Source organism: Gracilimonas sp., from assembly GCF_014762685.1.
Taxonomy (GTDB): Bacteria; Bacteroidota; Rhodothermia; order Balneolales; family Balneolaceae; genus Gracilimonas.
Genome location: NZ_JABURM010000006.1, coordinates 168855 through 195735, shown reverse-complemented (window position 1 = coordinate 195735; position 26881 = coordinate 168855). Strand labels below are relative to the sequence as shown.

Sequence of the window (26881 nt, the reverse complement as noted above, 5' to 3'; positions counted from 1 at the left end):
AAAGCTAAGTTTCGTCAGGGAAAAACAAATCCCGAACGTACGTATAATTTGCTGCCAACCTGCCAATGGGATCGTAAGTTTCGTAATTTATTTTATCGCCTTCCATGTATACCTCATCCTTAATGTGGTAACAGGCCAATTCTCCGATCACCTGATTAAAATCACCTAACTCCATGACTCTGTTTAAGGTGCACTCCATACTAATAACCGCTTCTTCAACTCTAGGCGCAGTAACGACCTGACTTTTAACCGGTGTCAGCCCTGTCTTTTCAAACTCACTAACGTTTTTGGGGAAAATTTCACTGCTTTTTTGCATATGGGAAGCTAATGAAGCTGACACCATATTAATCACAAAATCACCGGTTTCTTTGATGTTAGCCAGCGTGTCTTTATCTCCGTCTTTACCCACTTTATAACCCTGACCGATAGAAATAATAAACATGACGGGATCATGTGAAATCACTTGAAAATAACTGAAAGGTGCCAGGTTGGGAATTCCGGTTTTCCCAACTGATGAAATCCAGGCAATAGGACGGGGAACAACGGTTCCCTTTACCAGCTTAGCTATTTGTCGTTTAGAAAATTCAGATTTTTCTATAATCACGGAAGTACATTTAGGATTGAAAAGTCAGAGGACAAAGGTAGTCAATTACTGAAATAACAAAAATTGACTATCTGGCCTCAAAAAAAGCTCTGACCTCCTCCGGTCCCTTAGCATTCAGCACGCGATCTTTCTCATATTTTCCTTTTCGGGCAATGCGGACGCCATAAGGGATATCGTCTATCCCATCAATGGTATGAGCATCAGGGTTGATGGAGGTCATTAAACCCACTTCCCGGGCCTTGTTGCCAAATCGCCAGTCGAGATCCAGCCGGAGTGGGTTGGCGTTTATTTCGATGGCTGTGTTGTATTCTGCGGCAAGGGCAATCAGCTCATTCAGGTCTAGGTCGCTGCCGTTTCGTTTAAGCAGTAAACGTCCGGTTGGATGGCCCAAAATTCGGGTAAATGGATTTTTGATGGCATTTCGCATTCGCTCCATCATTTCTTCACGAGGCATATTCAGCGATTGGTGTACGCTGGCAATCACAAAATCAAAGCCTTCGAGTATATCATCCTCATAATCCAAAGAACCATCGGTAAGGATATCAGATTCAATACCTTTAAAAATTACGAAATTCTTTCCGGTACTTTTGAATTCTTCGTTAAGGACATCAATTTCGTCCCACTGCTGTTTGATTTCGTCCACCGAAAGTCCGCCGGCATACGCAGCAGTTTTGGAATGATCAGTAATCCCCAAATATTCATATCCCCGTTCCATACAAGCTTCGGCCATTTCCTTGATAGAATATTTTCCATCACTCCAGGTACTGTGGGCATGGATGACTCCGCGAATATCATTATCTGTAACCAAATCGAATGCTTCCTGTTGTTCATAAATCTCAAACTCGCCTCGATTTTCCCGCAACTCCGGCGGAACAAAATGAAGTCCCAATTTCTCGTATATATCGGCTTCACTTGAAAACTCCACAGGTTGGTCAAAATCCGTTTCACCCTCTGAATTCAGTTTAAAAAGCCCATATTCATTCAGGCCCATTCCACGCTCACGGGCACGCTGGCGCATAACCACATTATGCTCCTTGCTGCCGGTGAAGTACATTAATGCGGCCGGGAATTCTTTGGGAGATACAATCCTCAGGTCAACCTGACGGCCCTCTTTAGTGCGAACGGAGCTTTTGGTATCACCTTTACCTAATATATCAGTCACTCTTTCATGATTGATGAACACGTCAAAAAGTGATTCAATGTGATCTTTTTCAGCAGCAATAAGAATATCTATATCCCCAATGGTTTCGAGTCCGCGCCGGTAGGAACCGGCCACTTCAATTTGCTGAACGCCCTCCAGATCTTTTAGGCTTTTCATGATGGCCTCTGCTATTTCCTCAGCTTGGTCGAGACGGCAGCGTTCGTCAAACTTCTCCATCCATTCAATGGATTTCTGGATTTTCTCGGCTGATTTTTGTCCCAGTCCCGACAGTGAAGCCACTGAGCCATCTGCAAGTTTTTCCTTAAGCTCATCCAGCGTGCTGATACCCAATTCTTTGTGAATTTTATAAGCATTTTTAGGTCCCAGTCCGGAAATATTCAGCCAGGGAATCAAACCTTCAGGTACTTTTTCTTTGAAGGCTTCCAGTACGGGCATTTTCCCGGTTTCAACCAACGCATAAATGTCTTCCGCAATAGATTTCCCAACTCCTTTAATATCCGTTAAGTTTTTCTCTTCGATGTAGTCATTGATGTCTTCTCCAAGCCCCTCAATGGTCTGGGCTGCTTTATCGAAGGCAATTACTTTGAAGCGGTTTTCCCCGGCAAGCTGCATCAGCTGGGAAACTTCCCGGAGCAGGTCGGCTATTTGGTCGTTGGTATAGGGCATGGAAATTTTGAATTGGGTATTTAAAATATTGAAATAAGATGCGAGGTTTTAGGTGTTAGTGCTTTTTCTAAAACCTAACACCTCGCACCTAAAACCTAATCTTTTTACCTATCTAAATGCATCTTCTATATGATTAAATTCCGGGGCTTCATTCTTTTTTTGCACAATGCCGATGATATCAAACCGCATGGGAGATCCTTCCATCTTTCGTTCATACATCCAGGCTTCAGAGGCTTTGAATACATTTTTAACTTTTTCTTCGGTAACATATTCCATCGGTTGGCCAAATTTAGTGGAAGACCTCATTTTTACTTCTACAAAAACAATGGCTGTATCATCATAAGCTACTATATCTACTTCAGCATGTTCGAAAAAGTAATTTCGTTCAAGGATTCTCCAGCCTTTAGACTCCAGGTAAACACAGGCTAATTCTTCGGCTTCATTGCCAATTTCTCGGTGTGACTTTTTAGTCATTCTCTTTCTTCTTTCCGGTCAATGATTCTTTTACTTCCACGAGTTTCACAAGTTGTTTCAGGAAACCCAAATTCTTTTTGTTGATATATGGCAACAGTGCATCAGTAAAGCGCTCAAACATTTCGAGAAACTCCATATAGTTCTCAATACGTACTTTGAATTCCTTACTTTCTTCATCATTAAGCCCGCCCGCCTCAAGAGTTTCCAAACACTTCTGAAGGTTTTCACGAATTGGCGCAATTTCTCGCTGTTGTCGTTCCCGAATAATGGTTGATACAATCTTCCAAACATCGGTTTCGGCAGAGAAGTAATCTTTTCGATCTCCCTTATAATGTTCTTTATGAATGAGTTCCCAGTCCAGCAAGCGCCGGAGGTTCATGTTGGCATTTCCCCGGCTGATTCCCAGGGTTTCCATAATGGTATCAGTGTCCAGCGGGTGAGATTCAGCGTAGAGCAAAGCATGGATCTGAGACATGGTTTTGTTGATGCCCCATGCGGATGCCATTTCACCCCAAAGTAGAACAAATTGGTCGAGTGCTTCCTGATATGCTGGCGAGTGTTTCATGGTTATAGAATATCCAATATCCAATAATCAATATCCAATAATCAATACAGAAGACACTTGGATATTGATTATTCCGGGTTGGTTATTGAATATTCAAAAGGTTACTGGGTTGACTTAGTTTCTTTTGCCGAATCATTTTTTGGCGTCACGGCTTTAGACTCTGAAGCACCATTTTCAGTAGAATCAGCGGGTGGAGTTGAAGCTGATTTCCGTCCGCCATCTTTGTAATCAGTCACGTACCAGCCTTCGCCTTTATAAACCACTCCGCCACCGCCGGAAATGATCCGCTTTACTTTTTGCCCGGTAGTTGGACAAGTTGTCAGGGCATCTTCACTCATTTTCTGGACAATCTCAAAAGTGGTTCCGTCTTCTCTTTTATATTCGTAAGTGGGCATTTTGATTGATGATTTTAAATTGATGATTTACGAATAGGGTCTATCAAATTTTATGCCATTTTGCATTCTTTAAGTCAAATCTGCCAGTCCTTTCCCCAATCTATCCATTGCTTCTTTAAGATCGTCCATAGATGCAGCATAACTCAGGCGGATGCCGTTGGGTTCACCGAAGGCATCACCCGGAACAAGGGCCAGCCCGAATTCATCGAGCAAGTATAGGCAGAGATCGGTAGAGGATTCAATGGCAGAGCCATCGGGTTTTTTGGTGCCGATATAGTGAGAGATGTCAGGAAATACATAGAAGGCACCTCCCGGGGTAAAGCAGTTTATGCCGTCTATTGCATTCAAGGCTTTAACCAGATAATCGCGGCGTTTTTTGAACTGATCCCGCATGGCTTTGACTTCGTCCAAATTCCCGGTGTAAGCAGCTTCACCGGCTTTTTGAGAAATGGAGGAGGGAGCCGAAGTCTCCTGACTTTGAATTTTGGAAACTGCGTTTACAATATCATGATGAGCTGCAAGGTATCCCAGCCTCCATCCGGTCATGGCAAATCCTTTGGAGAATCCGTTGATTAAAATTACACGGTCTTTTAAATCAGGTGCTACATTTAAAATGCTTACGTGCTCGCCTTCAAATACGATATACTCATAGATTTCATCGGAAATCACATACACCTGAGGATACTTTCTTAACACGCCGGCTAATCCTTCAAGTTCTTCTTTGGTGTATTGAGCCCCGGTAGGGTTGGATGGAGAGCACAAAATCAGTGCTTTGGTTTTGTCGGTAATGGCATCTTCAAGTTGCTCCGGGGTTAGTTTAAAATTGTTCTCAAAAGAAGTGCGGACAACTACAGAGGTACCCTCGGCCAAGCGAGTCATTTCGGGATAGGAAACCCAGTAAGGGGAAGGAATGATCACTTCATCACCGGGATTAACCAATGCAAGAATGCTGAAGCCAACGGACTGTTTGGCACCATTGGAACAGATAATTTGTGAAGGATCGTAGTCCAGGTTGTTATCCCTTTTTAACTTTGCACAAATAGCTTCTCGTAATTCAGGAGTACCCGGATTCATGGTGTAACCGTGAAAGCCATCTTCAATAGCTTTGATAGCGGCATCACAAATATGTTTTGGAGTTTTAAAGTCGGGTTCCCCCGCACTTAGGGAAACAATGGATTTGCCCTGTCGCTTCAGTTCTTTGGCACGGCCGGTGACTTTAAGGGTGGCTGATGGCTGTAAATTTTGTGCACGTGTTGAGATCATGTATTTAAAAAATGATATAAGTGTGTGAGATTATCCTGAGGGTGTAATGAATATAAGACGTTGACAGGAAATAAGTTGATAGGCAGATAAGAGAATAATCTTTAATTCCTTATTTCCTAAATTTCTTCTTCAGGGCTTCAGCTACCGCTTTAGGTACAAAGGAACTCAAGTCCCCATCCCAGTAGGCTACTTCTTTAACAATAGATGCAGAGATGAAAGTAAATTCTTCGTCCGGCATCAGAAAAACAGTGTCTATATTTGGAGCCAGCCTTTTGTTGGTGAGAGCCATACGGAATTCGTATTCAAAATCTGAAATTTGCCGAACGCCACGAACCAAGGTATTTGCATTCATCTTTTTTGCGTGATCAACAAGCAATCCTGTAAATTGTTTTACTTCAACGTTCTTACTCCACTCTTTACCGGCTATACAAGTTTCTATAAGTTCAATACGCTCATCCCCTGAAAAGACAGCTTCCTTACGATTATTTACTGCTACAGTCACAATTACACGGTCAAATAATTTGGTGGCACGCTCAAGGATATCGAGGTGCCCATTGGTCATAGGGTCGAAAGAACCGGGGTATAAGGCAATTGTTTTCATACGTGTGATTTAGCTGTTCAAATCAAAAATCTATTAATCGAAACAATGTACATAATCCTATTTTGAATCTACCGGATGCTTTTCAAAGATGCTAACAATGGTTCTGCCATAAGCTTTAGAAAAAGAACAATGCGGGTGATCGGTGAAATCTTTGTATTTGTCGTGTTCCAGCATAAGCCAGCCTTCATCGGTTAGCCAATTTTCGGATAGCACCTGTTCAATCATTTCATCCAAAAAAGGATAGTCGTAAGGGGGGTCACAAAAGATAAAATGATGAGGGGTTGCCATGCCATTCAGGAAACGCTGCACATCAGAGCAAACGATGCGCATTTGTTTGTCGATATCAAACTGCTTGGCCGTTTTTTCAATCTGTTTTACATTTTGAGGATCTTGCTCTACGGCCGTCACGTGTTTGGCCCCACGCGAAATAGCCTCAAAGCCAAGGTTTCCCGAACCTGCAAAAAGGTCTAAAATAATGGTCCCCTCCATGAAAACGCGAGCTTCAATCAGGTTGAAAATGCTTTCCTTCGTACGATCGGTAGTGGGACGTACATCCAGTCCTTTTGGGATGTTAAAGTGACGTCCTTTTAATTTTCCGGTAATTATCCGCATGGCGGAACGAGTGATTTTAAGTTTTAAATGTTAAATGAAAGTCTCCTTTAATTTAACATTTAAAACTGAGCATTTAACATTCCAATTCAAAAATCGAGGCTGAGGAGGATAGCGGGAAAAGCGGCGGCGAGGTCAAACCCGTAGGTTTTTTCTTCGGCCTGAACACCAATGGCTTCGAGGGAATTGAGTTTGGTTATTTCAGCAGAATCATCCCAAAAACCCTGAAGAGCTTGTTCTACTTCGTGGCACTGATGCCCAAAAAGGTAAATGGTTTCGTGAATTCCGCGCATCCAGCTTGAATTGGCTGAATGCTGCAACCAATGATAAGGGAGGTCTTCGGGCTGATCAAAAGAGATGTAAGTAGCGGCTCTGAATTTCCCTAGTAAAAAAGAGGTAATGGAAATAACATTTTCGTGACAGCCAATCATAAGGAAAGATCCTCCGGGCTTTGAGAATGCAGACCATTTGTGTGCCATTTCAAAATCACTGTTAAAATCGGTAGTGGCAACCTGGGTAGTCAGTTCATCGAATCCTGCCATAAGATTTCGGCGTCGAACGGATAAAAACTTGTATTCACCGTTATGAAGCCCGTGCCAGGTAGGTTCAATGTGTTCACGTTCTACCCCTTTCATCAAGATGGCGAGATGATCTTCACGCTCATCGGCATTGTCGTACACTACTTTTGGGAAAACCGTCCAGCATTCGTGAGCGGGATGGGTAAGAGCCCGGACTGATTTTATATTATGATCGGTACGGAAGCGGTCGAAGGTAGAGAGGATGTGCGGAAAGTGATCTTTGTGCTGACGGGTAATAGCGTCAATTACATTGAAATTAAAGTCGAAGGAGCCTATACGAAAAAGGTGCTTGTCTTTTTCCGGATCATTGATCGAATAAAAGAGGCGATCCGAGAAAAAACAAACACCTAAATTTGCAGAAGCGTCATCCATTAATTCCAGTTTGGAGCATTACGCATCGTAGTACGTTCGAGACTTCCTATCGTATCGTCAGAACCCGGATCTTCGAGCAGATATATCTGAGGGCGAAGAGTGTCGTTCAATGTGTATTCAAATTTTGGAAAAGGAGGCCGGGGAGAATATACCAGTGAATCCGGATTGAAAACATCAAAGGTTTTCCCAAAAAGAGTATCAGCCATAGCAATCATCATGGAGTCGGTTTTCAGAAATTTAACCAGACTGTCAAGACCGCCTTCTGTTGGCGGAAAAGTATCATGACGGTTTTCATACTGAATGAGAGCATCTTTGGTATCTAACATCCGCTGCCGGACTTTCTCAGTCATGGCTTCCCTCTCTTTAACTTCCTGGTAGGGAGTTACCAATGAATCATAAAGCCAGTAAGTAAGCCCAAGAATGATGATTCCAAGTACTATTGTAAGAATTTTATTACGTGTATCAATGTCCATGTGAAAAGCAATGAGTTAAATAATTATGTTTCTGTCCCAATAAAATTTCGGAGAAAGAAAATACACGCACACCCATAGATATGCAACTTTCTAAAGCATTCAAAAATATGAATTCATATTTCTTTTTCAGCTGTTATTTTAAGCTGCCAATTTTAACCCCCTAAATCACTGTTTATTTGAACCGGCAAATACTCCGACTCGCAATCCCTAATATCATTAGCAATCTGTCTGTTCCGCTCCTTGGAGCTATTGATACCGCGGTTGTAGGGCATTTAGAGCACGTTTATTACCTGGGAGCCATTGCTGTGGGAAGCATTATTTTTGATTTCATTTTTTGGGGTTTTGGCTTTCTTCGCATGGGTACAACCGGTATGGTTGCACAGGCTTACGGAGCACAGCAAGAGCGTAAAACCCGCATTATTTTATTTCGGGTATTGCTGGTAGCCGCTGCAAGCAGTGCATTCATCCTGCTTATTCAGTACCCGCTCATCGAGATTTCCTTATATCTTGTGAATGCTTCCCCTGAAGTGGAGGAATATACCCGCCTGTACTACCATATACGTATTTTTGCGGCGCCGGCTACCCTCGCATTGTTTGGGCTGAACGGTTGGTTTCTGGGCATGCAAAACTCTACCTACCCCATGATGGTCACAATTTTCTTAAACATTGTAAATATTGTGCTAAATCTGATTTTTGTGTTCCGGTTTAATATGACAGTAGATGGGGTGGCTGCCGGGAGTTTAGTTGCCAGCTTCCTGGCTTTGGGGCTTGCAATCATCCTTTATAAGAAAAAATACGGCGGGGTAAAATTAAATATACAATGGAATGAACTCATAGAAACCGAAGAGCTAAAGAAGTTCTTTTCAGTTAATCGGGATATCGTTATTCGCACCTTATGCCTGATTTTCTCCTATGCTTTTTTTACGGCAAAATCGGCAGAAATGGGGGACGTGGTATTGGCTGCAAACACTATTTTGTTACAAATGTGGTATATCAGCTCATATGGAACAGATGGCTTTGCTTATGCTGCTGAAAGCCTGGTCGGCAGATTTAAGGGGGCAGAGGATAACAACAGGCTTAAATCAGCGGTAAAGGCAAATATGTTATGGGGAATTGGGTTGGGGTTACTTGGAACCATCACTTATGCACTATTTGATACAGAAATTATTGCCCTTTTTACTGACAAGGAAAATGTAATCGCTGTAGCCGCCACGGTGGTTATTTGGTTGATTGTAGCTCCCGTAGTGAATAGCATCTGCTTTATTTGGGACGGTGTTTACATTGGAGCTACGGCAACCGGAGCCATGCGTAATTCCATGCTGATTGCGACCGCCCTCGTTTTCGTCCCGGTATATTTTATCAGTGAACCGTTTGCAGGTATACATGCCCTTTGGATGGCAATGACGGCTTTTATGGTTGCCAGGGGAGTGATTCTGTCAGCTTATGCACCAACAAGGATTTTTGGTTCGGCTTCCTGATGTTATTACCACTACCGGGCTTTGAACCATTCTCTAAGCTGAATGGTATGCGGTGATATTACATTTAATCCATATACTTGCATTGATGTAATTAAATAAACAGGCATGAATTTTTTAAAAGAGGCGACAGATACATTATTAAAAAGCTTCAGGGCTTTTATGGAAGACAATGGCTTTCAGTATAGTGCTGCCGTTTCCTTTTATACCTTGTTCTCGATCGCTCCCATTGTGATGATTGCCGTGTATACCGCAGGGATTTTTGTCGGGAATGAAAGCGTGATGAGGGAGCTGACCGGTTTCTTAAATGAAACCATCGGGCAGCAGAGTTCTGAGGCTGTAATGTTATTGGTTGAAACTATTCAGACTGAAAATCAAAGTGTTTTGTACCTGATTATAAGTGTGGGTTTCTTAATTGTGTCAGCTACTACCGTTTTTGTTCAATTTCAGGATTCCTTCAACCGGATTTTTAAAGTGATGATAAAATCTGAAGTAGGGGTTTGGAAACTCCTTATTGACCGTTTCATGGCATTTGGAATGATTGTACTTCTCGGGATTGCCATGATAACTTCACTTGTTTTGGACACCTTATTGGTTTCTTCATTTGACTTGCTTTCCACTCATTTTGAATCCGTCAATTTGGTGCTGACGGTAATAGGGAGTAACCTACTTACCATAGCCATGATTTTTGTGGCGATACTTTCAATGTTTTATATTCTTCCGGATGTAAAGGTGCAGTGGCGGGCACTTATTTATGGCAGCCTGGTAACCACTTTGCTTCTCGTGATTGGGAAATTTGGGGTTGGAATGATTATCGGGAACAGTCCGCTGAACCAACTTTCCGGGGCGTCTTCTTCCGTAATAATTTTGATGTTGTGGGTGTACTATTCCAGTATTATTATATTTTTCGGCATTGAGCTGGTAAAGGCATTGGCGGAACGGAATGATCGTGAAATACAAGCCGGAAGATTTGCCCGAAAGTTTAAAGTAGTTGATTATGCCCCAAATAATAAGAAAACGAGCACAGAATGAAACAGATACTATTAATGCGCCATGCCAAATCGGGCTGGGATAATCCTGAACTTAAAGATTTTGACCGCCCGCTGGAAGAAAGGGGACTGAATGACGCTCCCATGATGGGCCGGTTCATCATGGAAAGTAACTATAAACCCGGAATGGTTATTTCGTCTCCGGCACAAAGAGCGAAAGAAACAACACAGCTTATCAGGGAGGCCGCCAAAATAGAAGAGGGCCAGATTAGCTGGAACGAAGATTTATACTATGGCTCCGTACAAGACTATATTGCAGCTATCCAAACGGCTTCGGATGAGTATGAAAGAATTATGCTGGTGGGGCATAACCCGCTTATGGAAAATACGGCCGGAATTTTAGCGGGAGCCGGACAAAAAACAGCACTGCGCATGCCCACAGCTGCCCTCGTTTGCCTGGAAAGCTTTGCAGAAATCTGGGAAGCAGTAGCCCCCGCCACCTGCCAGATTAAGTGGATGATGATCCCCAAAGTCCTAAAAAAATAGAGACGAGGTGTCAGGTGTTAGGTTTTAGGCCTTGCCACTAACACCTAACACCTCTCGTCTAAAACCTATCCCTAAAATCTCACAATAATTCCCTCGATTTGTTATATTCCCAGAGTTAAAAAATTCAACCCAATCATATACAGCAGATGCAATACCAACAAAATTTTTTCTATCTCTGCAAAACTCCATTAAGCGCTGAAGGGCCGGAGCATGTTGAAATCATCACGCGTGCCGAAGACAGTGAAGACTTTCCGCGTGTGTTCTCGGAATTTGAAGAATTACGCTCGCACGCTTTTAATGATGACAAAATCTACAGTGTTGTCCGTGCCGACGATATTTACGAACTGATACGCACCAATACCGAGGAGAGTGCCAAAGAAATGGCGTATGAGAAGGCCGAGCCGGAAATCATTACCAACCTGCAGCACCGGGTAATGCAAGGCAAAGACGCCAACGCCAAAGCTATTTTAAAAGAAGTGTATGATATAACGGAGTAAAAGAATCTTCTTTCCTCCTATTTTTGCTTTTACAAATAAGTATATAAAAATCCCGCAGGGTTAGCCTGTGGGATTTTTTGTTTGATAGCTTAAAGGTTAACCTTTACTCTGCATTATTTCGAAGATGTTGAATGAGGAACGATAGTTCCATCGCTTAATTCATAATAAACAATATTGCTGAAAAAGCTGAAGAACCCATCTTGATGAACGGCCCGGACTTTATATGCCACCCAGCCGTCAGGGCTGCTTGGAGGTGAAGACATTACACGTAAATCAGGATCAGAAGTCATCATGTCTACATAGGAAGTTGAGCTTATTGTAGCCCATAGTCCCCATGTGGTTGAAGAGCCTACTTTACGGTGTATTTCATATTCATATGCGCCTTCGGTGGCAGACCAGTCCAATTTCGGGTGATCATTTTGCACGCTGCCGATTACATAGGGACTGCCTACATACGGTTCACTGGAAGCTATAGGGTCTGGGTTGCTGTCAGGATCGTTATTTACCTGTTTGTTTGTGTATGGCTCCTGCCCGGTCGCCAATAAAATGCCGGCTACGTGAGGAGCAGCCATAGAGGTGCCATCTATAGTTTTTGTATTACCGTTTTTCCATAATGAAGGAATGTCAACGCCTGGGTTTGAGTATTCTATTGGTGGATTTCCATAGTTGGAAAATGAAGCAAAATTATCATTATTGTCATGAGCGGAAACAGTCCAAATGTTTGAGTGATTAGCTCTTCCAGGAGAATAATCATTTGCGTTTGAGCCTGCATTCCCCGAAATCAAAGTGAGTCTTACCCCATTGTTTGCTGCGTTTATAACTGCATTGTCCAAATCTGTATCTATTGGCCCCCAAATACTGATATTAACAACATCACCAGGAGCTGCATTATTTGTAATATAATCAATGCCATTTAGTAAGCTGCTTTCGGGACATTGATCTTCACCCGGTCCCGGTGATTCATCATAACAAACTTTTATTGCCACAACAGTTGCACCAGCTGCCACCCCTACGACATCTTGAGAGTTATTCTTAGCAGCGATAATGCCAGCTACGTGTGTTCCGTGACCATTCCCATCATCAGCGGGTTCCGTCGCAATAAAAGAAACGCTATTCGCCACATCCACATTTAAATCCGGATGATCTAAATCAATTCCGGTATCCAAAATCCATGCTTTTTTTCCAGTTCCGTCTAGAGGCCCACCTACTCTTGTTACGCCCCATGGAATTGTTTGATTAATGTTTAGATTATTTTTTAAAACATGATTATCTGATTTTAAACGAGTCTTATTTTTTATGTATCCTAGGCTATACAACTTATTTGGCTTAACTTTTAATATTCGAGCATCCTTCTCTAAAGCTTCAACTTGGTTTTTTGTTAGTTTAGCGGAAAAACCTTTTAGAGCATATTTATATCTATGCATGATAGAATCTTTGCGAATATTGAAATCTTGTCGTACTTGCTCTATTAACACATTTGACTGTTGTGCAATAGCTTCGCTGATACGGTTTTCAAATTGATTTTTGAATAAGATTATATATTCACCTTTTATAACATTTGTATCACTAATTTTTTGGGTTGTTTGAACAGATATACCTTGATTATCAGTAGAGGGGGGGGGTATTTTGAACCAAATTTTGGTCGTTGCAACTTGTTATCACCAACGAGATGATAACACCAATAAATAGATGTTTGAATCTTGACATAAACATATTTTCTCCTTTTTTGATTATAATTTAACTGCCAGAAAAACCGATAGTTATATTCGCAAGAGGAAATTCATTCAAAAATGTTACAGTTATGAGTATGAGAAATAGATTATTAAAAACGTGCGTACTGTTAATTTTTATGCATGCTACGTTTGTAGTAATCAGCTGTACTACTGGGCCAAATACCGATGACTTTCTTTTAAAAGGAAGCTGGAATCAGGAGGGGCTTCAGCATGCGGAAATTAATGTAATAAAAGAAGATGAAGAAGGAATACTCTTTGGCACTGATTCAGGGTTGTTACAGTGGGATGAATATGCGAAAGAATTTTACAGTTTAGGGTTAAGTGATGAGCAAGTTATTGGCGTGGTAAAATTTAATGATGGAGTATTCCTTGTTGGAACAAAGGCATCCGGTTTTTCATCAGGTGATACAACTTTATTTCGACTTGGACATGGGGCAACAAATTGGGATCCGTTTATGAATAATTTTGGCGGGGAAACGGGAGAATATACTTTTATAAGCAAGGGGCCTCTAAAAAGACAAAATACATCAGGCACGGTTTGGGTGAGAGCTGGTAATGCGGTTGCCCGTTCTGATGATAAAGGGAACAAATGGGAATTGATCTCAGGAAATTGGGGAAGCTGGGGAGGAGCAGCAGTGCTTTTCTACTTAGATCCATTTCATCAGGACAACGTTTGGGTTGGTGGAGTAAGTGCTCTTTCTCAGGCAAACTTGTATAATACCACAGATAGGGGAAGCACATGGACAGATGTAAGTGCTGGGCTAAGTGATGATATAGAAGCAGTTGCCTATGATGTAATCAGCTATCCAAATAATAGTAATATTATATTAACAGGACTTAGTGGAAGTGTTCCTGAGGCTTTCAAGATTAAAAAATCAACAGATATGGGGAAGAATTGGAAAACTGTTAATCATGAGGTCGGTATCCATTGTTTTACCCACAGTGCAGCCAATTCAGAAATTGTCTATGCAAGTGGCAGAAATTCGGAGGGCCGCCTATTCTTTTTAGCCAGTGGCGATTTTGGGGATACCTGGCAAACAATTGATCACCCCGAAAGCCCGACTGGGATTCGTGTAAATGATATGGTTTCGGTGATGGAGGCAGGTGAGGAGGTCTTGTACTTGGGTACCAATAAAGGTGTATATTCGTTTATTTTCGATAAATAGATTTTATTCCTCGTTCCCAACCTCCCGGTTGGGAATGCTCATCGGGACCTCCCGGTCCCAAAGAACCAAATCATCCACCAAACACTGTAACGGGAATCAAGCCCTGTACCCCCAAATAATCACAAGCAGATGAATATCTCCAATGAGCCGGTTCCTTCACAAAGCCGGCCCTAACAGGATTAACATGGATATATTCAATTTTCTGATTGACCATTTTCATATTGGTAAGTTGTTTTGGATGCAGGCCTTCTTGCCAAACCTGAAATGTTCTTCCGATTTTATGAGAGCGTTTATTCCATTTGAGTTTCTCAAGCCAGTGGGTATGCCCGTTTTGCTTCAGTACATCCAGAATTTGCCGGGCAGTGTATGATTTCCCCAATCGTAATTTCTTTGCCAGTTCTTCTCCCTGAACAATAGCGTGGAAGTGGTTTCCCATAAGTATATATGCATAGAGCGTTACTTCTCTTCTTTGCTGTAGATAAACTAATTGGTCGAGTACGATTTGAGCAATTTGAGGCTTAGACAGTATTGGAAGTTCCTCCAATATTGTACTTGTGATAAAGTACGGATAGTGTTTTTCGTAAAACTTGTAGCGAGTTCGTCCCATGGTCTTTTTCTTTGTTAGAGCGATGGGAATGAGATTCCTTACAAATTTTTTTAGCTACGGACCGGGAGGTCCGTTATGGCATTCCCAACCGGGAGGTTGGGAACGAGTTTATACTTCCTTTCTAATTGATAAATACTCTCGATCACGCTCATTATAAATCCTTTTAAATAATTACTTAGAGGATGGAACCGTAGCCGCTTACTTTTGTTTAATTAATAGAATATTCACAAAGAAAGGTTTAATTGAGATGAATATCGCAACATTAAACGGAGTATCAACAATGGAAGTTAACATTGGAATTTCTGAAGAACACCGAGAGAAGATCGCAGAAGGGTTGTCAAAAGTATTGGCAGACTCTTACTTGCTGTATCTGAAAACGCACAACTATCACTGGAATGTGACCGGTGAGTTGTTTCACCAGCTGCATGAACAATTTGAGGAACAATACACTGAATTAGCTGAAGCAGTGGATGAAATCGCAGAACGCATCCGTGCCATAGGGTTCAGGGCACCGGGTACCTTCAAAGAGTTTAACGAAATCACATCAATCGAAGAAGATACCGATCAGCCCAAAGCCATGGATATGGTAAAACGCCTGGCAACGGCCAATGAGCAAGTCATTCGCACTGCCCGGGAGGCTTTGGAGCCTGCCAAAGCAGCTGATGATGAAGCAACCATTGATTTACTGACCGAGCGGCTTACCCTTCACAGTAAAACCGCATGGATGCTCAGAAGCCACCTGGAAGACTAAAAAGAAATATTGAACAAAAATATAAGAAAGGGATCGTCATTGCGAGGAATTCACAAAGCCTAATGTAAGATTGGGAAGCTTAAAGACGAAGCAATCTCCCGAAATCAAGATTTCAAGTAGTCCATGGAGATCGCGCCGTCGAAAGACAAGAAAGACCGAATGCAGGCATTGATGCTCCTCGCGAAGACATTGATTTTTTATTAATCACAAAAAAAAGAGAGACATTATGAATGATTTAACCCTTAAAGGAACATGGAACGAGACGAAAGGGAAACTCAAACAAAAATATTCAGAGTTGACAGATGATGATCTTGCCTTCACCGAAGGTAAAGAAGATGAGTTGCTTGGCCGGCTTCAGAAAAAAATCGGCAAGACCAAAGACGAGATCAAAAAAGAAATAGCCGAACTTTGATTTATTAAGCATAAAATGCAAAAGGAAGGGTATTGCCCTTCCTTTTTTTTATGGGTGGTAAATCAATTGAATATAAGTGATATTAATTAAACAGAAACTGAACTAACCAGTTGGAGATACAGGTACATGGAAGATTTTAGCATAAGTCCGGATGAATTAATGGGGATTGTGACCACCTTCGGCCCAAAGTTGCTAGCCGCTATAGCAACGTTGGTCATTGGCCTTTGGATCGTGAAGTTTATTGTAAAAGGAGTAGGCAAGGGGCTGGATAAAAGTAATGTGGACACGGCCCTGAAGAGCTTTTTGAAAAGCCTGGTTTCCATTTTACTGAAAGTGATGGTTTACATTTCTGCCCTCGGAATGCTGGGTATTGAAATGACCTCCTTCATTGCCGTATTGGGTGCTGCCGGTTTGGCTGTGGGTTTAGCGCTTCAGGGAAGCCTTGCAAATTTTGCAGGCGGTGTGCTCATTCTATTTTTCAAGCCGTTTAAAGTAGGTGATTTTATTGAGCGGGGAAGTGAGTCAGGAACGGTAGAACGAATCGATATCCTGCATACGGTTTTAAACACTCCTGACAATCAGGTGATTGTAATTCCCAATGGGCAATTGGCGAATTCACCGGTTATCAATTACTCGGCTAAAGAAACCCGACGGGCGGTATTTCCGGTAGGAATCGGATATACCTCTGATATGAAAAAGGCTCGTGAGATTATACTTCGGGTACTTAACGGTGACGAACGCACTCAAGCAGATCCGGAACCCATTGTAGTGCTCACAAATCTGGGAGACAGTTCTCTGGACTTATCCGCTCGGGCCTGGACAAAAACAGAAGATTACTGGGGCTACTTCTGGGATAATCTTGAAAAGATAAAAGAGGAATTGGACAAAGAAGGAATAGAAATCCCATTTCCGCAACGAGATGTTCACTACATCCAGGATGAATCGGATTGATGTTTAGCTTTCAGCCGTCAGTTTTATCAAAAAAATTGACAGCTTTTAAATTTTTCACCCTGCTAAACGGCCAAATTTATACTATGGACTCAGCTTTATCAGCCGGAAGCGCACACTTATCTAATTGATCTAAAACGTTTTGCTATTCTTTTGCTTTCGATTGCCAAAGATTGGGGAGATATATTATCTTAACTAATCTATAAAAGAAGGCTTCGAGCCGTTAATCATAAAGAACTACGAGGAAAGGAAGGTTACTGTGGAGAACCTGGAGCAAAAAAATATCGATACTGAAGAACAAGAAACTACGGAAGAAGAACTTAAAACCACATCTGAAGAGGTTGATACTGAGGCAGCTGAGTCTGCTTCAACTGAAGAAGAGGCTTCTGATAAAGAGCCTGAGTCTGTCGAAGAGTCGGCTGATGAAGATGAAGTAGTTGACCAAGAGCCGGAAAAAGAAGCAGAAACCACGACAGAAGATTCAGAAACGGTTGCAGAAGAAACTCCGTCTGAGAATGAAAAAGAGGAGACGGAGCAAACCGAAGTCTCAGCAGAGAATGAAGTTGCTGAAGAAAATGAGGAAGTAAAAGCAAGCTCTGAGGAAGAAAATGCCGGGGAAGAAGCAGAAGAAGAGGATCCGGAAACATTCTACTCTGATATTGTGGACCGGGCCAAGGAGTTGGTAGTTCAAACTGATTGGGCTTTTGTGACTACAGAATTAGCAAATCTGGCTCAGAATGTAGCTGAGGGACCGGAATCAGCCAGTGATAAGGCAAAGCAACTGATTGAAGAATTTCAGGAACTGCGGGAAAATTTTGAGGAGAAGAAAAAGAAACATTACGAAGAGCAGAACCGAAAGAAAGAAGAAAATCTTGCCAGGAAAAAAGAGCTGCTGAAATCACTTTCTGCTATTGTAAGTGAGGAGAACTGGACGGCTACCAAAGAAGTAGGTAAAATTAAAAACCAGTGGGAGTCCATTAAGCTGTTGCCACAAGGGGAAGCTGAATCCCTGGATAAGCAATTCAAAGAATTGATGGATGAGTTTGAAGATCACAAGGTAGACCGGCTCGTTAAAAAACTTCAGCAAGAAGAAGAAAACTTAGAGCTCAAATTGCTTCTGCTTGATAAAATGGATGGGCTTGTTAAGAAGCTGGAAGAAAAAGATCCGAACTTCGAGGAGCTGGAAAACGATTTCAATAAGTTGATCTCACAGTGGAGAAAGGTAGGTCGGGTACCATCGGATAAAAATCAGCCACTTTGGGACCGTTTTAATAAGGTACAGGATACTTTCAACGAAATACGCTTTAAGTTTGATAAAGAATACCGGAAGGTTATTGAGAAAGCGCTCGAGAAAAAGAAAAAACTGATTAAAGAAGCGGAAGCGCTGGTAGATCAGGAAAATATTGCAAAAGCTGCGCGTAAGGTGAATAAACTTCACAGGGCATGGAAAAAAGCCGGAAATCTCCCTCAGAAAGATGAAAATGAGATGTGGGATCTTTTCAAAGCGGCTACAGATAAATTCAATGAAATAAAATCTGAAAATATTGACCTGCTTCGGGAGCAAGAAGAAAAAAATCTTGAAAAGAAATATGAGCTGATCGAGAAGGCCAAAGAAGAAAAAGACACCGATGATTTTGAAAAAGGTCATCAAACGATGCAAAACCTGATGAACCAATGGAAGAAAATAGGCCCGGTTCCGCGTAAAAAATCTTCCAAAATCTGGAAGCAATTTAAAGGCGCGATGGATGAATTCTATGACCGCCGCAGAGAGGCATTTAAAGGTGAACGAAAGGATCAAAAAGAAAATCTTGCCAGGAAAGAAGCAATTCTGGAAAAACTGGAAGAGTTAGGAAAGCACGACGATCCGGCATTAGCGGTTCAGGAGGCCAAAAAACTGCAGCAGGAGTTTAAGGATGTCGGTTATGTGCCTATAAAAATGAAGAATAAAATCTGGAAGCAGTATCGTGAAGCTTGCGATGTGATTTATGATCGCTACCGTTCTTTGGGCTCTGACTTAGGCATGGAGAAAAAACTGGCTAATCAGGGTATTGACCCGGACACCCGAAAAGATATTATTAAGTATCAGAAAGAACGTAATAAGCTAAAGAAAGAGGTTTCCAGTCTCGAAAGTGATGTGATTCAGTGGGAAGAAGCGAAAACGTACTTCAAGCCAACCAATCGCGGAAACAAACTCTTGGATGAGCTTCAGGAAAAAATTGATAAAGCAGATAAAGCCATTGAAGAAAAACAGGACAGAATTCAGGAGCTTAAAAAAGAAATTGACCAGCTGAAAAGAAGCGGAGACAGTAATGATGAGGAGGAGTAAATTCGCTCTTTTTTTTAATTAATATTTTTTTACACTTCATGTGCTCCTCATATTTGGATAAGGGTTCAGTTAAAAGGAGGGCAAATCTTAGTTAAAACTAATAATAGGCCGGGATAATTATAGCTATATTTGGGTATTATTTTTCCTGAAAAGGTTAGTTAATAAATTTATGCAGATATAAAAAAATTTGGGAAACTCGATAGACATAAAGTTTTGGGGGGTTAGAGGCTCCACTCCTTGCGCCAATAGTGAAAATATGTACTATGGGGGTAATACGATGTGTGTCCAAATTGAAATTTCAGGAAATGATGAACTCCTTATTTTTGACTGTGGAACGGGATTCAGAAATCTGGGAAATGACCTGCTGAATTCCGGGACTGTTCATAAAGGACGTATTTTTATTACCCATCCGCATTGGGACCATTTGCAAGGATTCCCGTTTTTTAAGCCTTTCTATAATAAAGATTGCTGGTTTAGAATTTATTTGCCGCCCCAAGGCGAAATTGGTTGCAAGGAAATTCTGTCAGGCCACATGTCGAATACTTTTTTCCCGGTATCTATGGACATGCTGGAAGCGGATTTAAATTGTGAAACTTTTCAACCGGGGAAAAAGCTTTTTGAGGACTACTCTATTGAATATATGTGGGCTACTCATACTGTCCCTACTGCTATTTACAAAATTAAGATAGATGATAAGACCATTATATTTTCTCCTGATAATGAACTGATGCGTGACAAAGGTAAAGAAACAACTCAATTTCAGGAAGATTTCAGGGCTTTTATACATGGGGCAGATCTTTTAATTCATGATGCTCAGTTCACAAGCGAACAATACGCTACAAGGGTAGGCTGGGGGCATTCTGCCTGGGAAGATGTTGTGGAAATAGCGAAAGAAGAAAAGGTAAAAAGGCTATGCCTTATACATCACGACCCTGATAATGACGATGATAAGCTTGCTATGATCGAAAATGAAATAATGGATCAGGCTGATTCAAGTTTTGAAAGCCTGAATTTGGCTAAAGAAGGGCAGGTGATAAGCCTGCCCCGCATAAAAGTCAATAAGGTTATTGCTGAATAATCTATTCTTTAGAAATAATACCTGATACCCAAAGCTCCGTTACCGTCAAAGTCGGTGCTTGGTGTAAAATTTAGAATAGGTACGGCTTCCACGAATAAATCGACTTGTGAATTAGGTATGATGTAGTTTAGGCCTATAGGAACCCTGATTCCCGCTCTTGCATCAGGATCACTAAGTACCAAACGGGCACCAACTCCATAGTAAAAGGCAAGGTCTCCTTCTTCAATACCGGTTAACCAGGAATGTAACAAGTAGTCTCCATGGATATGAAGCGCATCATTCCGACCAAATGACCAGGCTGCGCCTAAGTCGAAAGCAGACCGGGAGGTGTTCCATGATTTAATTGAAATACCTGTAGGTTCACCCAGCATAATCCCCAACCCAAAATTTCCGCCCTGCCCATTAGCCTGGGCTTTTGCTGTGTCGGGGGTCATAAACAAAAGCCCGACCAAAATAATTAACATTGGTAGTATCTTGGTAAATTTCATAATTAATAACTCTTTAGTTGTGGTTATTTACTCATTTAATGCAAAAAGGGTAAAATTTGTTCCAATCATTTAAAAATAGTGGGTTCTTAAAATAAAGTTAGAATGAAATATGTAAGATTATTGTAGAGTATACCATCTAATAAAATCGTTTACTATTAATAAAAATCGGATGAAATGGATAAATCATATTATAAAACAGAAGACTTAAAAAAGTTTGGCGACATTACTGAATTCGGTGAAAAACTTGGAACTAAATTTTTTGAATATTATGGGGAGGTTTTTGAAGAAGGAGCACTAACCAAAAGGGAAAAGGCATTGATTGCACTGGCAGTTTCCCATACTGTTCAATGTCCATATTGTATTGATGCCTATACCACCGAAAGCCTTGAAACCGGAGCAAGTGAAGAGCAAATGATGGAGGCGGTTCATGTTTCGGCAGCTATTCGCAGCGGCTCATCCCTTGTGCACAGTGTGCAGATGATGAATAAAGTAAAAGACCTTTCCATGTAATCATATAATTAGGCAGATATACTGTTGTTCCAGGAAAATAGTTTATTAATTAAAGTGTATAAGTATAAAGCAGTATTTAGCAGGTTATTATGAAAAGTTTACAAGCGAAAGCGCACTCATTATCCGATCCTGAAGTCCAAATTGAAATTATTAATTCCCACAACGACAAGATTAAATCTCTGACTAAGTTCGAGGAGAAATTAGAGGAGATTGACCTGTTCCCCCTGAAGCCAACAGGAATTGAAATTTTTCAAATGAATGTGGGCTACATGTGTAATATGACCTGTAAACACTGTCATGTTGATGCAGGGCCGGACCGGAAAGAGATCATGACAAAGGAAACTTTTCAATACTGCCTTGATGCTCTTAAAGGTACTGACATCGACATTGTTGACTTAACCGGGGGTGCCCCTGAGATGAATCCGCATTTCAGATGGTTTGTGGAGGAAGCCTCAGCACTTGGGAAGCATGTGATAGTACGTTCTAACCTCACCATTCTTACTACCAATAAATTTGGTGATCTGCCGGAATTCTTTAAAAAGCACGGAGTAGAAGTTACTTGTTCACTGCCATTTTACAGTAAGTCAAGAACCGACCGGCAGCGTGGTAAGGGTACTTATGATAAATCCATTATCGCATTGAAAAAACTGAATGAATTGGGATATGGGAAAGAAGATTCAGGTTTGTTGCTTAATCTTGTTTACAATCCCGTGGGAGCATTTCTTCCGGGAGATCAGGAGGAGATCAAACAAGAGTTTAAGAAAGAGCTTCGCCGTAAACATAATATTGAATTCAATGATCTTTACACCATCACAAATCTGCCGATCAGCCGTTTTCTGAATTTCTTGCTGATGTCCGGAAATCTTGAAGAATACATGGAAAAACTCATTAAGTCATTCAATCCTACAGCAGCAACCGGGGTGATGTGCCGAAACACCATTTCGGTTGGTTGGGACGGGCGTTTATTTGATTGTGATTTCAACCAAATGCTGGATATAGAGACACATAAAGACAGTGTGCAGCATATCAAAGAGTTTGATTCGGATTCTCTGAACAATAGAGAAATCCTTGTAAATCAGCATTGTTATGGTTGCACAGCCGGCGCAGGAAGCAGCTGTGGAGGAGCTACTACTTGAATATCAAACAAGAAATTTTGAATTTTGAAGTGAAGATAGCCAAGAATCAGTAAGGGCGTATTGCATGCGACCGAAGTATTAAATATCAGCTGACCACAAGCCATCAAAAAAAAAACAAAAAATGATCAGCATTATTATTCCTGCTTACAACGAAGAGAAAAAAATTGGGGATTTAATTGCCTATCTGTATAAGCACTGCCGCAAAGAAGAGGCAGAGATTATTGTAGTTGACGGAGGAAGCACAGATAACACGGTTGAATTGGCTCAAAAAAAGGGGGCTGTTACAGTTACTTCACCTCAAAAAGGCCGGGCAAGACAAATGAACTATGGAGCTAAAAATGCCAAGGGAGAATGGCTGTATTTTTTGCACGCTGACACTACTCCACCACCAACTTTTATTACAGATATCAGGAACGCAGTTGACTCGGGATATGATTGCGGGTGCTTTCGTTTACGGTTTGACAGCAATCAACCGGTATTGAAATTTTATTCGTGGTTTACTCGCTTCGATATCGATTTTTTCCGCTTTGGAGATCAAAGCCTGTTTGTAAAAAAGACTCTTTTCGAGCAAATTAATGGGTTTGATGAAGCTTTGATGGTGATGGAAGACCAGGAGATCGTAAGCCGGCTCAAAGCTCACGCACAATTTTCTATCATCTCCAAGCCGGTATTTACATCAGCAAGAAAATATGAGAATATAGGGGTTTTCAGATTACAGCTGATATTTGTGTTGGTAGTTTTTCTTTATTATTTAAGGGTAAACCAATATGTAATTATGCACTTTTATAAAGAAAATTTGAAATGATATGAAGAGTGTTATTTCAAATCAGTTACTTTCAAGTTTAAATAGAAAAAGCATAGTTATTTAACTGTTACGTAACATAAAATTTTTTATTCTTAGCGCCTTATTTCTAACAAAAACAGATAAATCTATGAGATCTTTATATACGGTTACATTATTTATGTCTTTAGTGTTATTGCCGCTTTTGTCTTATGGGCAGGGTGTTACCACCTCAACCATAACAGGTACGGTAGTTGATACTAACGGAGAAGTTTTACCCGGAGCAACTATACTAGCTACTCACGAGCCTTCGGGTTCAGAGTACGGGACCGCAACAAACGAAAGGGGTAATTTTACAATCCGAAATATGCGTGTTGGCGGGCCTTATACCGTTCGAATTACATTTGTTGGTTTCGAGCCAAGAATAGAGGAAGGTATATATCTGGAACTTGGAGAAAGGTATGAAATTGAAGCCGTTTTGGCTGAGGATGCTGCCGAATTAGGTGAGCTCGAAATTGTTGCAGGAGGTGTTTTTGACCAAACTCGAACCGGGGTTAGCAGTAATGTTAGAGAACAAGATATTGATAATGCGCCAACAGTGGGTAGAGATCTTGCTGATTTTACCAGGTTGATACCTCAGGCTTATGTTGCTAACGATGATGATGACGGTCCTGCTATTTCTATTGCCGGTCAAAATAATCGATATAACTCAATTTTCATTGATGGGGCAGTTAATAATGATGTATTCGGGCTGTCTGCTCAGGGAACTAATGGTGGGCAGACAGGAACTACCCCCATAAGTTTAGATGCAATTGAGCAATTTCAAATTAACCTATCACCTTACAGTGTAACTCAAGGTGGATTTACCGGAGGTGCAATTAATGCTATTACTCGAAGTGGTACTAATAATTTTGAAGGTTCTGTTTATTATTTCAGAAGAAGTGAAGGGTTAGCAGGTAAAACCCCTTCTGCTATTATTGATGCTGAGGGAGGAGAAAGAGAAAGATTACCTGCTTTCACTAATAATAGAATTGGTCTTAGATTAGGTGGTCCGATTGTAGAGGACAAATTATTCTTTTTTGCAAACCTTGAATTTTTAAGATCAGAAACTCCTCAGCCTTTTGCAGGGAACTATTCAGGAACGGCAGGAATTTCTGGATTACAAGATCTGCGACAATTTCTTGTGGATGAGGTGGGATATGATCCGGGGTCTTTCGGTGATGCTGAATCTACATTAGACAGTGATCAGGCACTATTCAAATTAAATTGGAACATTAGCCAGAACCATAAGCTTATGGCTCGTCACAGCTATGTGAAAGCCACTAATGTTGACGGATTTGGAAGCTCAAGTTTTAATATTAACTATTCAGGTCGTAACGAAGTTTTCCCCAGCACCACTAATTCAACTGCTTTAGAACTGAGTAGTACTTTTGGCGACAACAAAGCTAACAAGTTTATCTTGGGTTATACTAGAGTGCGAGATGATCGTGGCGTGAATGGTCAGGCTTTTCCAACAGTAAATATTGAAGATGGAGATGGTGATATATTTTTGGGTAATGAACCTTTTTCAACTGCAAACATACTTGAGCAGGATATCTTTACGATAACGAATGACTTTAGCTTATTTCTTGGAGACCATACTTTAACCATTGGTACTCATAATGAGTTTTATGATATATCGAACCTGTTTATTCCGTTCAACTATGGATGGTATTTCTTTTCCGACCAAGATGGCAACGGAACGGGTGTAGACGAATTCAGGCAATCAGTTCAAGCGGTTAATGATCCAAACATTGATCCTGCCTTGTCATTTGTTTTAAGAGGTTTCTCACTTGTCGGAGACAACAGCAATGTTGGGGATAATTCGGAAAATATCGGAGCATTTAATGCTTACCAAATAGGTTTTTATGTTGAAGATGAATGGCAAGTAAATAATAATTTCAGACTCACCGGAGGCCTTCGGTTTGATGTGCCAGGAATCACGACGGAACCTCGATTTGCTCCGGATGTTTTTGAAACAACTATACCTGACCTTAAACAATTCCATGATTTGAATGGAGCAACGCCGGGCGAGCCTCCGTCAGCACAACTATATGTTTCACCACGTTTAGGTTTCAATATGGATCTATCTGGTGATAAGACCACCCAAATTAGGGGGGGAGCTGGAGTATTTCTTGGAAGAGTACCATTCGTCTGGCCGGGTGGAATGTACTTGAATAACGGAGCTAATACCGGGATTTTAGCTGAGTTCGGCCCGAATGAATTTCGTCCGAATGTGGAAAATGGTTTGACACTTGTTGACTATGGGCGAAGTGAGGATGAGCTTATTCCAAGTGGGCGTTTGGAGATTTTTGAAGAGAATTTTAAATATCCAAGGGTATTCAGAACTGGTATCGGTATAGATCGTGAACTATCTTATGGCTTTACGGGTACTCTGGAAGCGCAATTCACTAAAAATATCAACAATATTTTGGTGACGAATATTAACTTAAAACCTGCAAATGAAACTTTAGATGGACCGGATAACCGGCCAATTTATGCGCATGGTTTTGAAACCTTCGACCCTAATGTGATTGATCAATCAGCCACATTAATTGATGATCGTTATCAAAACATTCACCGAGTTGGTAATACTAGTGAAGGGTACAGTTATGATATTTCTGCTACTCTTAGCAAAGAATTTAACAGCGGATTATTTACCAGTCTATCGTATACATATGGCGACTCCTACACCATAAATGATGGTACTTCATCTCAAATAAATTCTATTTGGGATGGCATGGAGCATGTCAATGGGGCAAATAACTTGGGACTGTCACGTTCTGATTTTTCTTTAGGTCATAGAATTATCGCCAATATAAATTATCGCAAAGAGTTCTTTAATAATCTTGCGACATCTGTTTCTATTTTCATGGATGCTTCTTCTGGGCGTCCATTTTCTTACACCATTGCGGGTAGTGAAGACATGCTAGGTGAGAATGGTGGTAACACTGCCTTAATGTATATTCCTGAAAATGCTTCTGATCTAGCTTATGTAGGAACTCCGGCTGAACAGGCAGCCCAAGCTGAAGAGCTTGAAGCTTTCATAAGCAGTAGTGACTATTTAGATAGCAGAAGAGGGAAGTATGCTGAGAGAAATGGAGTAAGAGGTCCTTTTGAGTTTGTTCTGGACCTAAAAGTGAAACAAGAGATCTTTGCAGATGTAATGAATAGACAACAAAAAGTTGAACTTACTTTTGATGTGTTCAACTTTACAAACCTTTTAGGTGAAATTGTTGGTGCCAACTGGGGTAAACGATATACTATCGGTGGCTCAAGATCCATAGTTCGATTTGAAGAATTCCAAGATGCTTCAAATGGCGACTTCACTCCGGTATATTCGGTAATAATTCCTAATGGCGTTAATAGCCAGGAAGAACTCTATAACCGCAATATACAAGACTCTGGTACTTACAGTTCTCGTTGGTTAGCTCAAATAGGATTGAGATATAGTTTCTAAAAATGAGCTGTTTTCTTTTAAGGGATCTCTTGCAAGAGATCCCTTTTTTTATTGAGGGGGAGATAAAATGCTCATCAGGCTTAAAGAGGGAGCTAAACGGAAGCGCAAAAATATATGTGATGTTAAGATACTATTAAGTCAGAAATGGGGGCGGAGTTTTAGCTCATTATTACTATC

General features: G+C 41.1%; 27 protein-coding genes. 14 read left to right on the top strand and 13 right to left on the bottom strand.

Translation table 11 applies throughout. The features are described from left to right. Positions 1-4 precede the first annotated feature (4 nt). The 10 genes from HUJ22_RS10385 to HUJ22_RS10340 all read right to left on the bottom strand — a co-directional run bounded on the left by HUJ22_RS10385 (position 5) and on the right by HUJ22_RS10340 (position 7762). Positions 5-604 (bottom strand): flavin reductase family protein, encoded by a 600-nt coding sequence (locus HUJ22_RS10385; protein ID WP_290877003.1) that lies wholly within the window; start codon positions 602-604, stop codon positions 5-7. A 67-nt stretch (positions 605-671) separates the two neighbouring features. Next, a complete protein-coding gene (gene polX, locus HUJ22_RS10380) occupies positions 672-2432 on the bottom strand; it encodes a DNA polymerase/3'-5' exonuclease PolX (RefSeq protein ID WP_290877000.1) in 1761 nt (586 codons plus the stop codon). A 108-nt stretch (positions 2433-2540) separates the two neighbouring features. Further along, on the bottom strand, positions 2541-2906 hold the full coding sequence (locus HUJ22_RS10375) for a YraN family protein (protein WP_290876998.1): 366 nt from the start codon (positions 2904-2906) through the stop codon (positions 2541-2543). Next, complete coding sequence (locus HUJ22_RS10370) at positions 2899-3471, bottom strand: hypothetical protein (RefSeq protein ID WP_290876995.1); 573 nt, start codon at positions 3469-3471, stop codon at positions 2899-2901. Before HUJ22_RS10370 ends, HUJ22_RS10375 begins: the two co-directional genes overlap by 8 nt. Positions 3472-3572: 101 nt before the next feature. After that, on the bottom strand, positions 3573-3866 hold the full coding sequence (locus tag HUJ22_RS10365; protein WP_290876992.1) for an FmdB family zinc ribbon protein: 294 nt from the start codon (positions 3864-3866) through the stop codon (positions 3573-3575). Positions 3867-3935: 69 nt separating this feature from the next. Beyond that, entirely contained in the window at positions 3936-5129 is a 1194-nt protein-coding gene (locus tag HUJ22_RS10360) for a pyridoxal phosphate-dependent aminotransferase (RefSeq protein ID WP_290876990.1), read from the bottom strand. Between the two features lie 109 nt (positions 5130-5238). Continuing rightward, positions 5239-5730 (bottom strand): pantetheine-phosphate adenylyltransferase, encoded by a 492-nt coding sequence (coaD, locus tag HUJ22_RS10355; protein WP_290876987.1) that lies wholly within the window; start codon positions 5728-5730, stop codon positions 5239-5241. A 57-nt stretch (positions 5731-5787) separates the two neighbouring features. Further along, the gene (gene rsmD, locus HUJ22_RS10350; RefSeq protein WP_290876984.1) at positions 5788-6342 is read right to left on the bottom strand and encodes a 16S rRNA (guanine(966)-N(2))-methyltransferase RsmD; all 555 of its coding nucleotides are present in this window, start codon (positions 6340-6342) and stop codon (positions 5788-5790) included. Between the two features lie 86 nt (positions 6343-6428). Then, positions 6429-7289 carry a hypothetical protein gene (locus tag HUJ22_RS10345; RefSeq protein ID WP_290876981.1) on the bottom strand — a complete coding sequence of 287 codons (861 nt, stop codon included), beginning with the start codon at positions 7287-7289 and terminating at the stop codon, positions 6429-6431. Beyond that, positions 7289-7762, bottom strand: a complete 474-nt coding sequence (locus HUJ22_RS10340) for a hypothetical protein (RefSeq protein WP_290876978.1) — start codon at positions 7760-7762, stop codon at positions 7289-7291. Before HUJ22_RS10340 ends, HUJ22_RS10345 begins: the two co-directional genes overlap by 1 nt. Before the next feature lie 176 nt (positions 7763-7938). Here HUJ22_RS10340 and HUJ22_RS10335 point away from each other — a divergent pair, with 176 nt between their 5' ends. The 4 genes from HUJ22_RS10335 (at position 7939) to HUJ22_RS10320 (ending at position 11269) form a co-directional block, all read left to right on the top strand. Continuing rightward, positions 7939-9240: an MATE family efflux transporter gene (locus HUJ22_RS10335; RefSeq protein WP_290876975.1), complete on the top strand. Its 1302-nt coding sequence runs from the start codon at positions 7939-7941 to the stop codon at positions 9238-9240. A gap of 105 nt (positions 9241-9345) precedes the next feature. Beyond that, positions 9346-10269, top strand: a complete 924-nt coding sequence (locus HUJ22_RS10330; protein WP_290876973.1) for a YihY/virulence factor BrkB family protein — start codon at positions 9346-9348, stop codon at positions 10267-10269. Beyond that, complete coding sequence (locus HUJ22_RS10325) at positions 10266-10772, top strand: histidine phosphatase family protein (RefSeq protein ID WP_290876970.1); 507 nt, start codon at positions 10266-10268, stop codon at positions 10770-10772. Before HUJ22_RS10330 ends, HUJ22_RS10325 begins: the two co-directional genes overlap by 4 nt. 146 nt (positions 10773-10918) lie before the next feature. Next, on the top strand, positions 10919-11269 hold the full coding sequence (locus HUJ22_RS10320; protein ID WP_290876967.1) for a hypothetical protein: 351 nt from the start codon (positions 10919-10921) through the stop codon (positions 11267-11269). Positions 11270-11382: 113 nt separating this feature from the next. Here the strand turns inward: HUJ22_RS10320 and HUJ22_RS10315 are convergent, their stop codons facing one another. Next, positions 11383-12804, bottom strand: a complete 1422-nt coding sequence (locus tag HUJ22_RS10315; RefSeq protein WP_290878266.1) for a S8 family serine peptidase — start codon at positions 12802-12804, stop codon at positions 11383-11385. A gap of 272 nt (positions 12805-13076) precedes the next feature. Here HUJ22_RS10315 and HUJ22_RS10310 point away from each other — a divergent pair, with 272 nt between their 5' ends. Beyond that, the gene (locus HUJ22_RS10310; protein ID WP_290876964.1) at positions 13077-14168 is read left to right on the top strand and encodes a hypothetical protein; all 1092 of its coding nucleotides are present in this window, start codon (positions 13077-13079) and stop codon (positions 14166-14168) included. A 70-nt stretch (positions 14169-14238) separates the two neighbouring features. Here the strand turns inward: HUJ22_RS10310 and HUJ22_RS10305 are convergent, their stop codons facing one another. After that, a complete protein-coding gene (locus HUJ22_RS10305) occupies positions 14239-14775 on the bottom strand; it encodes a transposase (protein WP_290876961.1) in 537 nt (178 codons plus the stop codon). Between the two features lie 280 nt (positions 14776-15055). Between HUJ22_RS10305 and HUJ22_RS10300 the strand changes: the two genes are divergently transcribed. From HUJ22_RS10300 to HUJ22_RS10280, 5 genes are all read left to right on the top strand, one after another. Further along, the gene (locus HUJ22_RS10300) at positions 15056-15526 is read left to right on the top strand and encodes a Dps family protein (RefSeq protein ID WP_290876958.1); all 471 of its coding nucleotides are present in this window, start codon (positions 15056-15058) and stop codon (positions 15524-15526) included. A gap of 226 nt (positions 15527-15752) precedes the next feature. Next, entirely contained in the window at positions 15753-15938 is a 186-nt protein-coding gene (locus HUJ22_RS10295) for a CsbD family protein (protein ID WP_290876955.1), read from the top strand. Positions 15939-16064: 126 nt separating this feature from the next. After that, positions 16065-16889, top strand: coding sequence for a mechanosensitive ion channel domain-containing protein (locus HUJ22_RS10290; RefSeq protein ID WP_290876952.1), 825 nt, complete (start codon positions 16065-16067; stop codon positions 16887-16889). 256 nt (positions 16890-17145) lie between these two features. After that, positions 17146-19212, top strand: a complete 2067-nt coding sequence (locus tag HUJ22_RS10285) for a DUF349 domain-containing protein (RefSeq protein WP_290876949.1) — start codon at positions 17146-17148, stop codon at positions 19210-19212. Positions 19213-19489: 277 nt separating this feature from the next. Next, complete coding sequence (locus HUJ22_RS10280) at positions 19490-20290, top strand: MBL fold metallo-hydrolase (protein WP_290876946.1); 801 nt, start codon at positions 19490-19492, stop codon at positions 20288-20290. Positions 20291-20298: 8 nt separating this feature from the next. Here HUJ22_RS10280 and HUJ22_RS10275 read toward each other — a convergent pair whose 3' ends face one another. Beyond that, positions 20299-20778, bottom strand: coding sequence for a hypothetical protein (locus tag HUJ22_RS10275; protein ID WP_290876943.1), 480 nt, complete (start codon positions 20776-20778; stop codon positions 20299-20301). 174 nt (positions 20779-20952) lie between these two features. On the opposite strand from HUJ22_RS10275, the gene HUJ22_RS10270 reads away from it, so the two are divergent. The 4 genes from HUJ22_RS10270 (at position 20953) to HUJ22_RS10255 (ending at position 26704) form a co-directional block, all read left to right on the top strand. Next, on the top strand, positions 20953-21288 hold the full coding sequence (locus HUJ22_RS10270; RefSeq protein WP_290876940.1) for an arsenosugar biosynthesis-associated peroxidase-like protein: 336 nt from the start codon (positions 20953-20955) through the stop codon (positions 21286-21288). Between the two features lie 89 nt (positions 21289-21377). Further along, the gene (arsS, locus tag HUJ22_RS10265) at positions 21378-22424 is read left to right on the top strand and encodes an arsenosugar biosynthesis radical SAM (seleno)protein ArsS (protein ID WP_290876937.1); all 1047 of its coding nucleotides are present in this window, start codon (positions 21378-21380) and stop codon (positions 22422-22424) included. A gap of 121 nt (positions 22425-22545) precedes the next feature. After that, positions 22546-23229, top strand: coding sequence for a TIGR04283 family arsenosugar biosynthesis glycosyltransferase (locus tag HUJ22_RS10260; protein ID WP_290876934.1), 684 nt, complete (start codon positions 22546-22548; stop codon positions 23227-23229). Positions 23230-23356: 127 nt separating this feature from the next. Next, entirely contained in the window at positions 23357-26704 is a 3348-nt protein-coding gene (locus tag HUJ22_RS10255; protein ID WP_290876931.1) for a carboxypeptidase regulatory-like domain-containing protein, read from the top strand. The last annotated feature ends 177 nt before the right edge of the window (positions 26705-26881 follow it).

What these genes read in the sequence shown, in the direction of transcription:
- arsS (WP_290876937.1), top strand. Translation starts at nt 21,378, where the DNA reads ATGAAAAGTTTACAAGCGAAAGCGCACTCATTATCCGATCCTGAAGTC.
- HUJ22_RS10325 (WP_290876970.1), top strand. Translation starts at nt 10,266, where the DNA reads ATGAAACAGATACTATTAATGCGCCATGCCAAATCGGGCTGGGATAAT.
- HUJ22_RS10320 (WP_290876967.1), top strand. Translation starts at nt 10,919, where the DNA reads ATGCAATACCAACAAAATTTTTTCTATCTCTGCAAAACTCCATTAAGC.
- HUJ22_RS10275 (WP_290876943.1), bottom strand. Translation starts at nt 20,778, where the DNA reads ATGAAATTTACCAAGATACTACCAATGTTAATTATTTTGGTCGGGCTT.
- HUJ22_RS10295 (WP_290876955.1), top strand. Translation starts at nt 15,753, where the DNA reads ATGAATGATTTAACCCTTAAAGGAACATGGAACGAGACGAAAGGGAAA.
- HUJ22_RS10310 (WP_290876964.1), top strand. Translation starts at nt 13,077, where the DNA reads ATGAGAAATAGATTATTAAAAACGTGCGTACTGTTAATTTTTATGCAT.
- HUJ22_RS10255 (WP_290876931.1), top strand. Translation starts at nt 23,357, where the DNA reads ATGAGATCTTTATATACGGTTACATTATTTATGTCTTTAGTGTTATTG.
- HUJ22_RS10260 (WP_290876934.1), top strand. Translation starts at nt 22,546, where the DNA reads ATGATCAGCATTATTATTCCTGCTTACAACGAAGAGAAAAAAATTGGG.
- HUJ22_RS10280 (WP_290876946.1), top strand. Translation starts at nt 19,490, where the DNA reads ATGTGTGTCCAAATTGAAATTTCAGGAAATGATGAACTCCTTATTTTT.
- HUJ22_RS10365 (WP_290876992.1), bottom strand. Translation starts at nt 3,866, where the DNA reads ATGCCCACTTACGAATATAAAAGAGAAGACGGAACCACTTTTGAGATT.
- HUJ22_RS10345 (WP_290876981.1), bottom strand. Translation starts at nt 7,289, where the DNA reads ATGGATGACGCTTCTGCAAATTTAGGTGTTTGTTTTTTCTCGGATCGC.
- HUJ22_RS10300 (WP_290876958.1), top strand. Translation starts at nt 15,056, where the DNA reads ATGGAAGTTAACATTGGAATTTCTGAAGAACACCGAGAGAAGATCGCA.
- HUJ22_RS10340 (WP_290876978.1), bottom strand. Translation starts at nt 7,762, where the DNA reads ATGGACATTGATACACGTAATAAAATTCTTACAATAGTACTTGGAATC.
- HUJ22_RS10370 (WP_290876995.1), bottom strand. Translation starts at nt 3,471, where the DNA reads ATGAAACACTCGCCAGCATATCAGGAAGCACTCGACCAATTTGTTCTA.
- rsmD (WP_290876984.1), bottom strand. Translation starts at nt 6,342, where the DNA reads ATGCGGATAATTACCGGAAAATTAAAAGGACGTCACTTTAACATCCCA.
- HUJ22_RS10330 (WP_290876973.1), top strand. Translation starts at nt 9,346, where the DNA reads ATGAATTTTTTAAAAGAGGCGACAGATACATTATTAAAAAGCTTCAGG.
- HUJ22_RS10290 (WP_290876952.1), top strand. Translation starts at nt 16,065, where the DNA reads ATGGAAGATTTTAGCATAAGTCCGGATGAATTAATGGGGATTGTGACC.
- coaD (WP_290876987.1), bottom strand. Translation starts at nt 5,730, where the DNA reads ATGAAAACAATTGCCTTATACCCCGGTTCTTTCGACCCTATGACCAAT.
- HUJ22_RS10305 (WP_290876961.1), bottom strand. Translation starts at nt 14,775, where the DNA reads ATGGGACGAACTCGCTACAAGTTTTACGAAAAACACTATCCGTACTTT.
- polX (WP_290877000.1), bottom strand. Translation starts at nt 2,432, where the DNA reads ATGCCCTATACCAACGACCAAATAGCCGACCTGCTCCGGGAAGTTTCC.
- HUJ22_RS10360 (WP_290876990.1), bottom strand. Translation starts at nt 5,129, where the DNA reads ATGATCTCAACACGTGCACAAAATTTACAGCCATCAGCCACCCTTAAA.
- HUJ22_RS10375 (WP_290876998.1), bottom strand. Translation starts at nt 2,906, where the DNA reads ATGACTAAAAAGTCACACCGAGAAATTGGCAATGAAGCCGAAGAATTA.
- HUJ22_RS10270 (WP_290876940.1), top strand. Translation starts at nt 20,953, where the DNA reads ATGGATAAATCATATTATAAAACAGAAGACTTAAAAAAGTTTGGCGAC.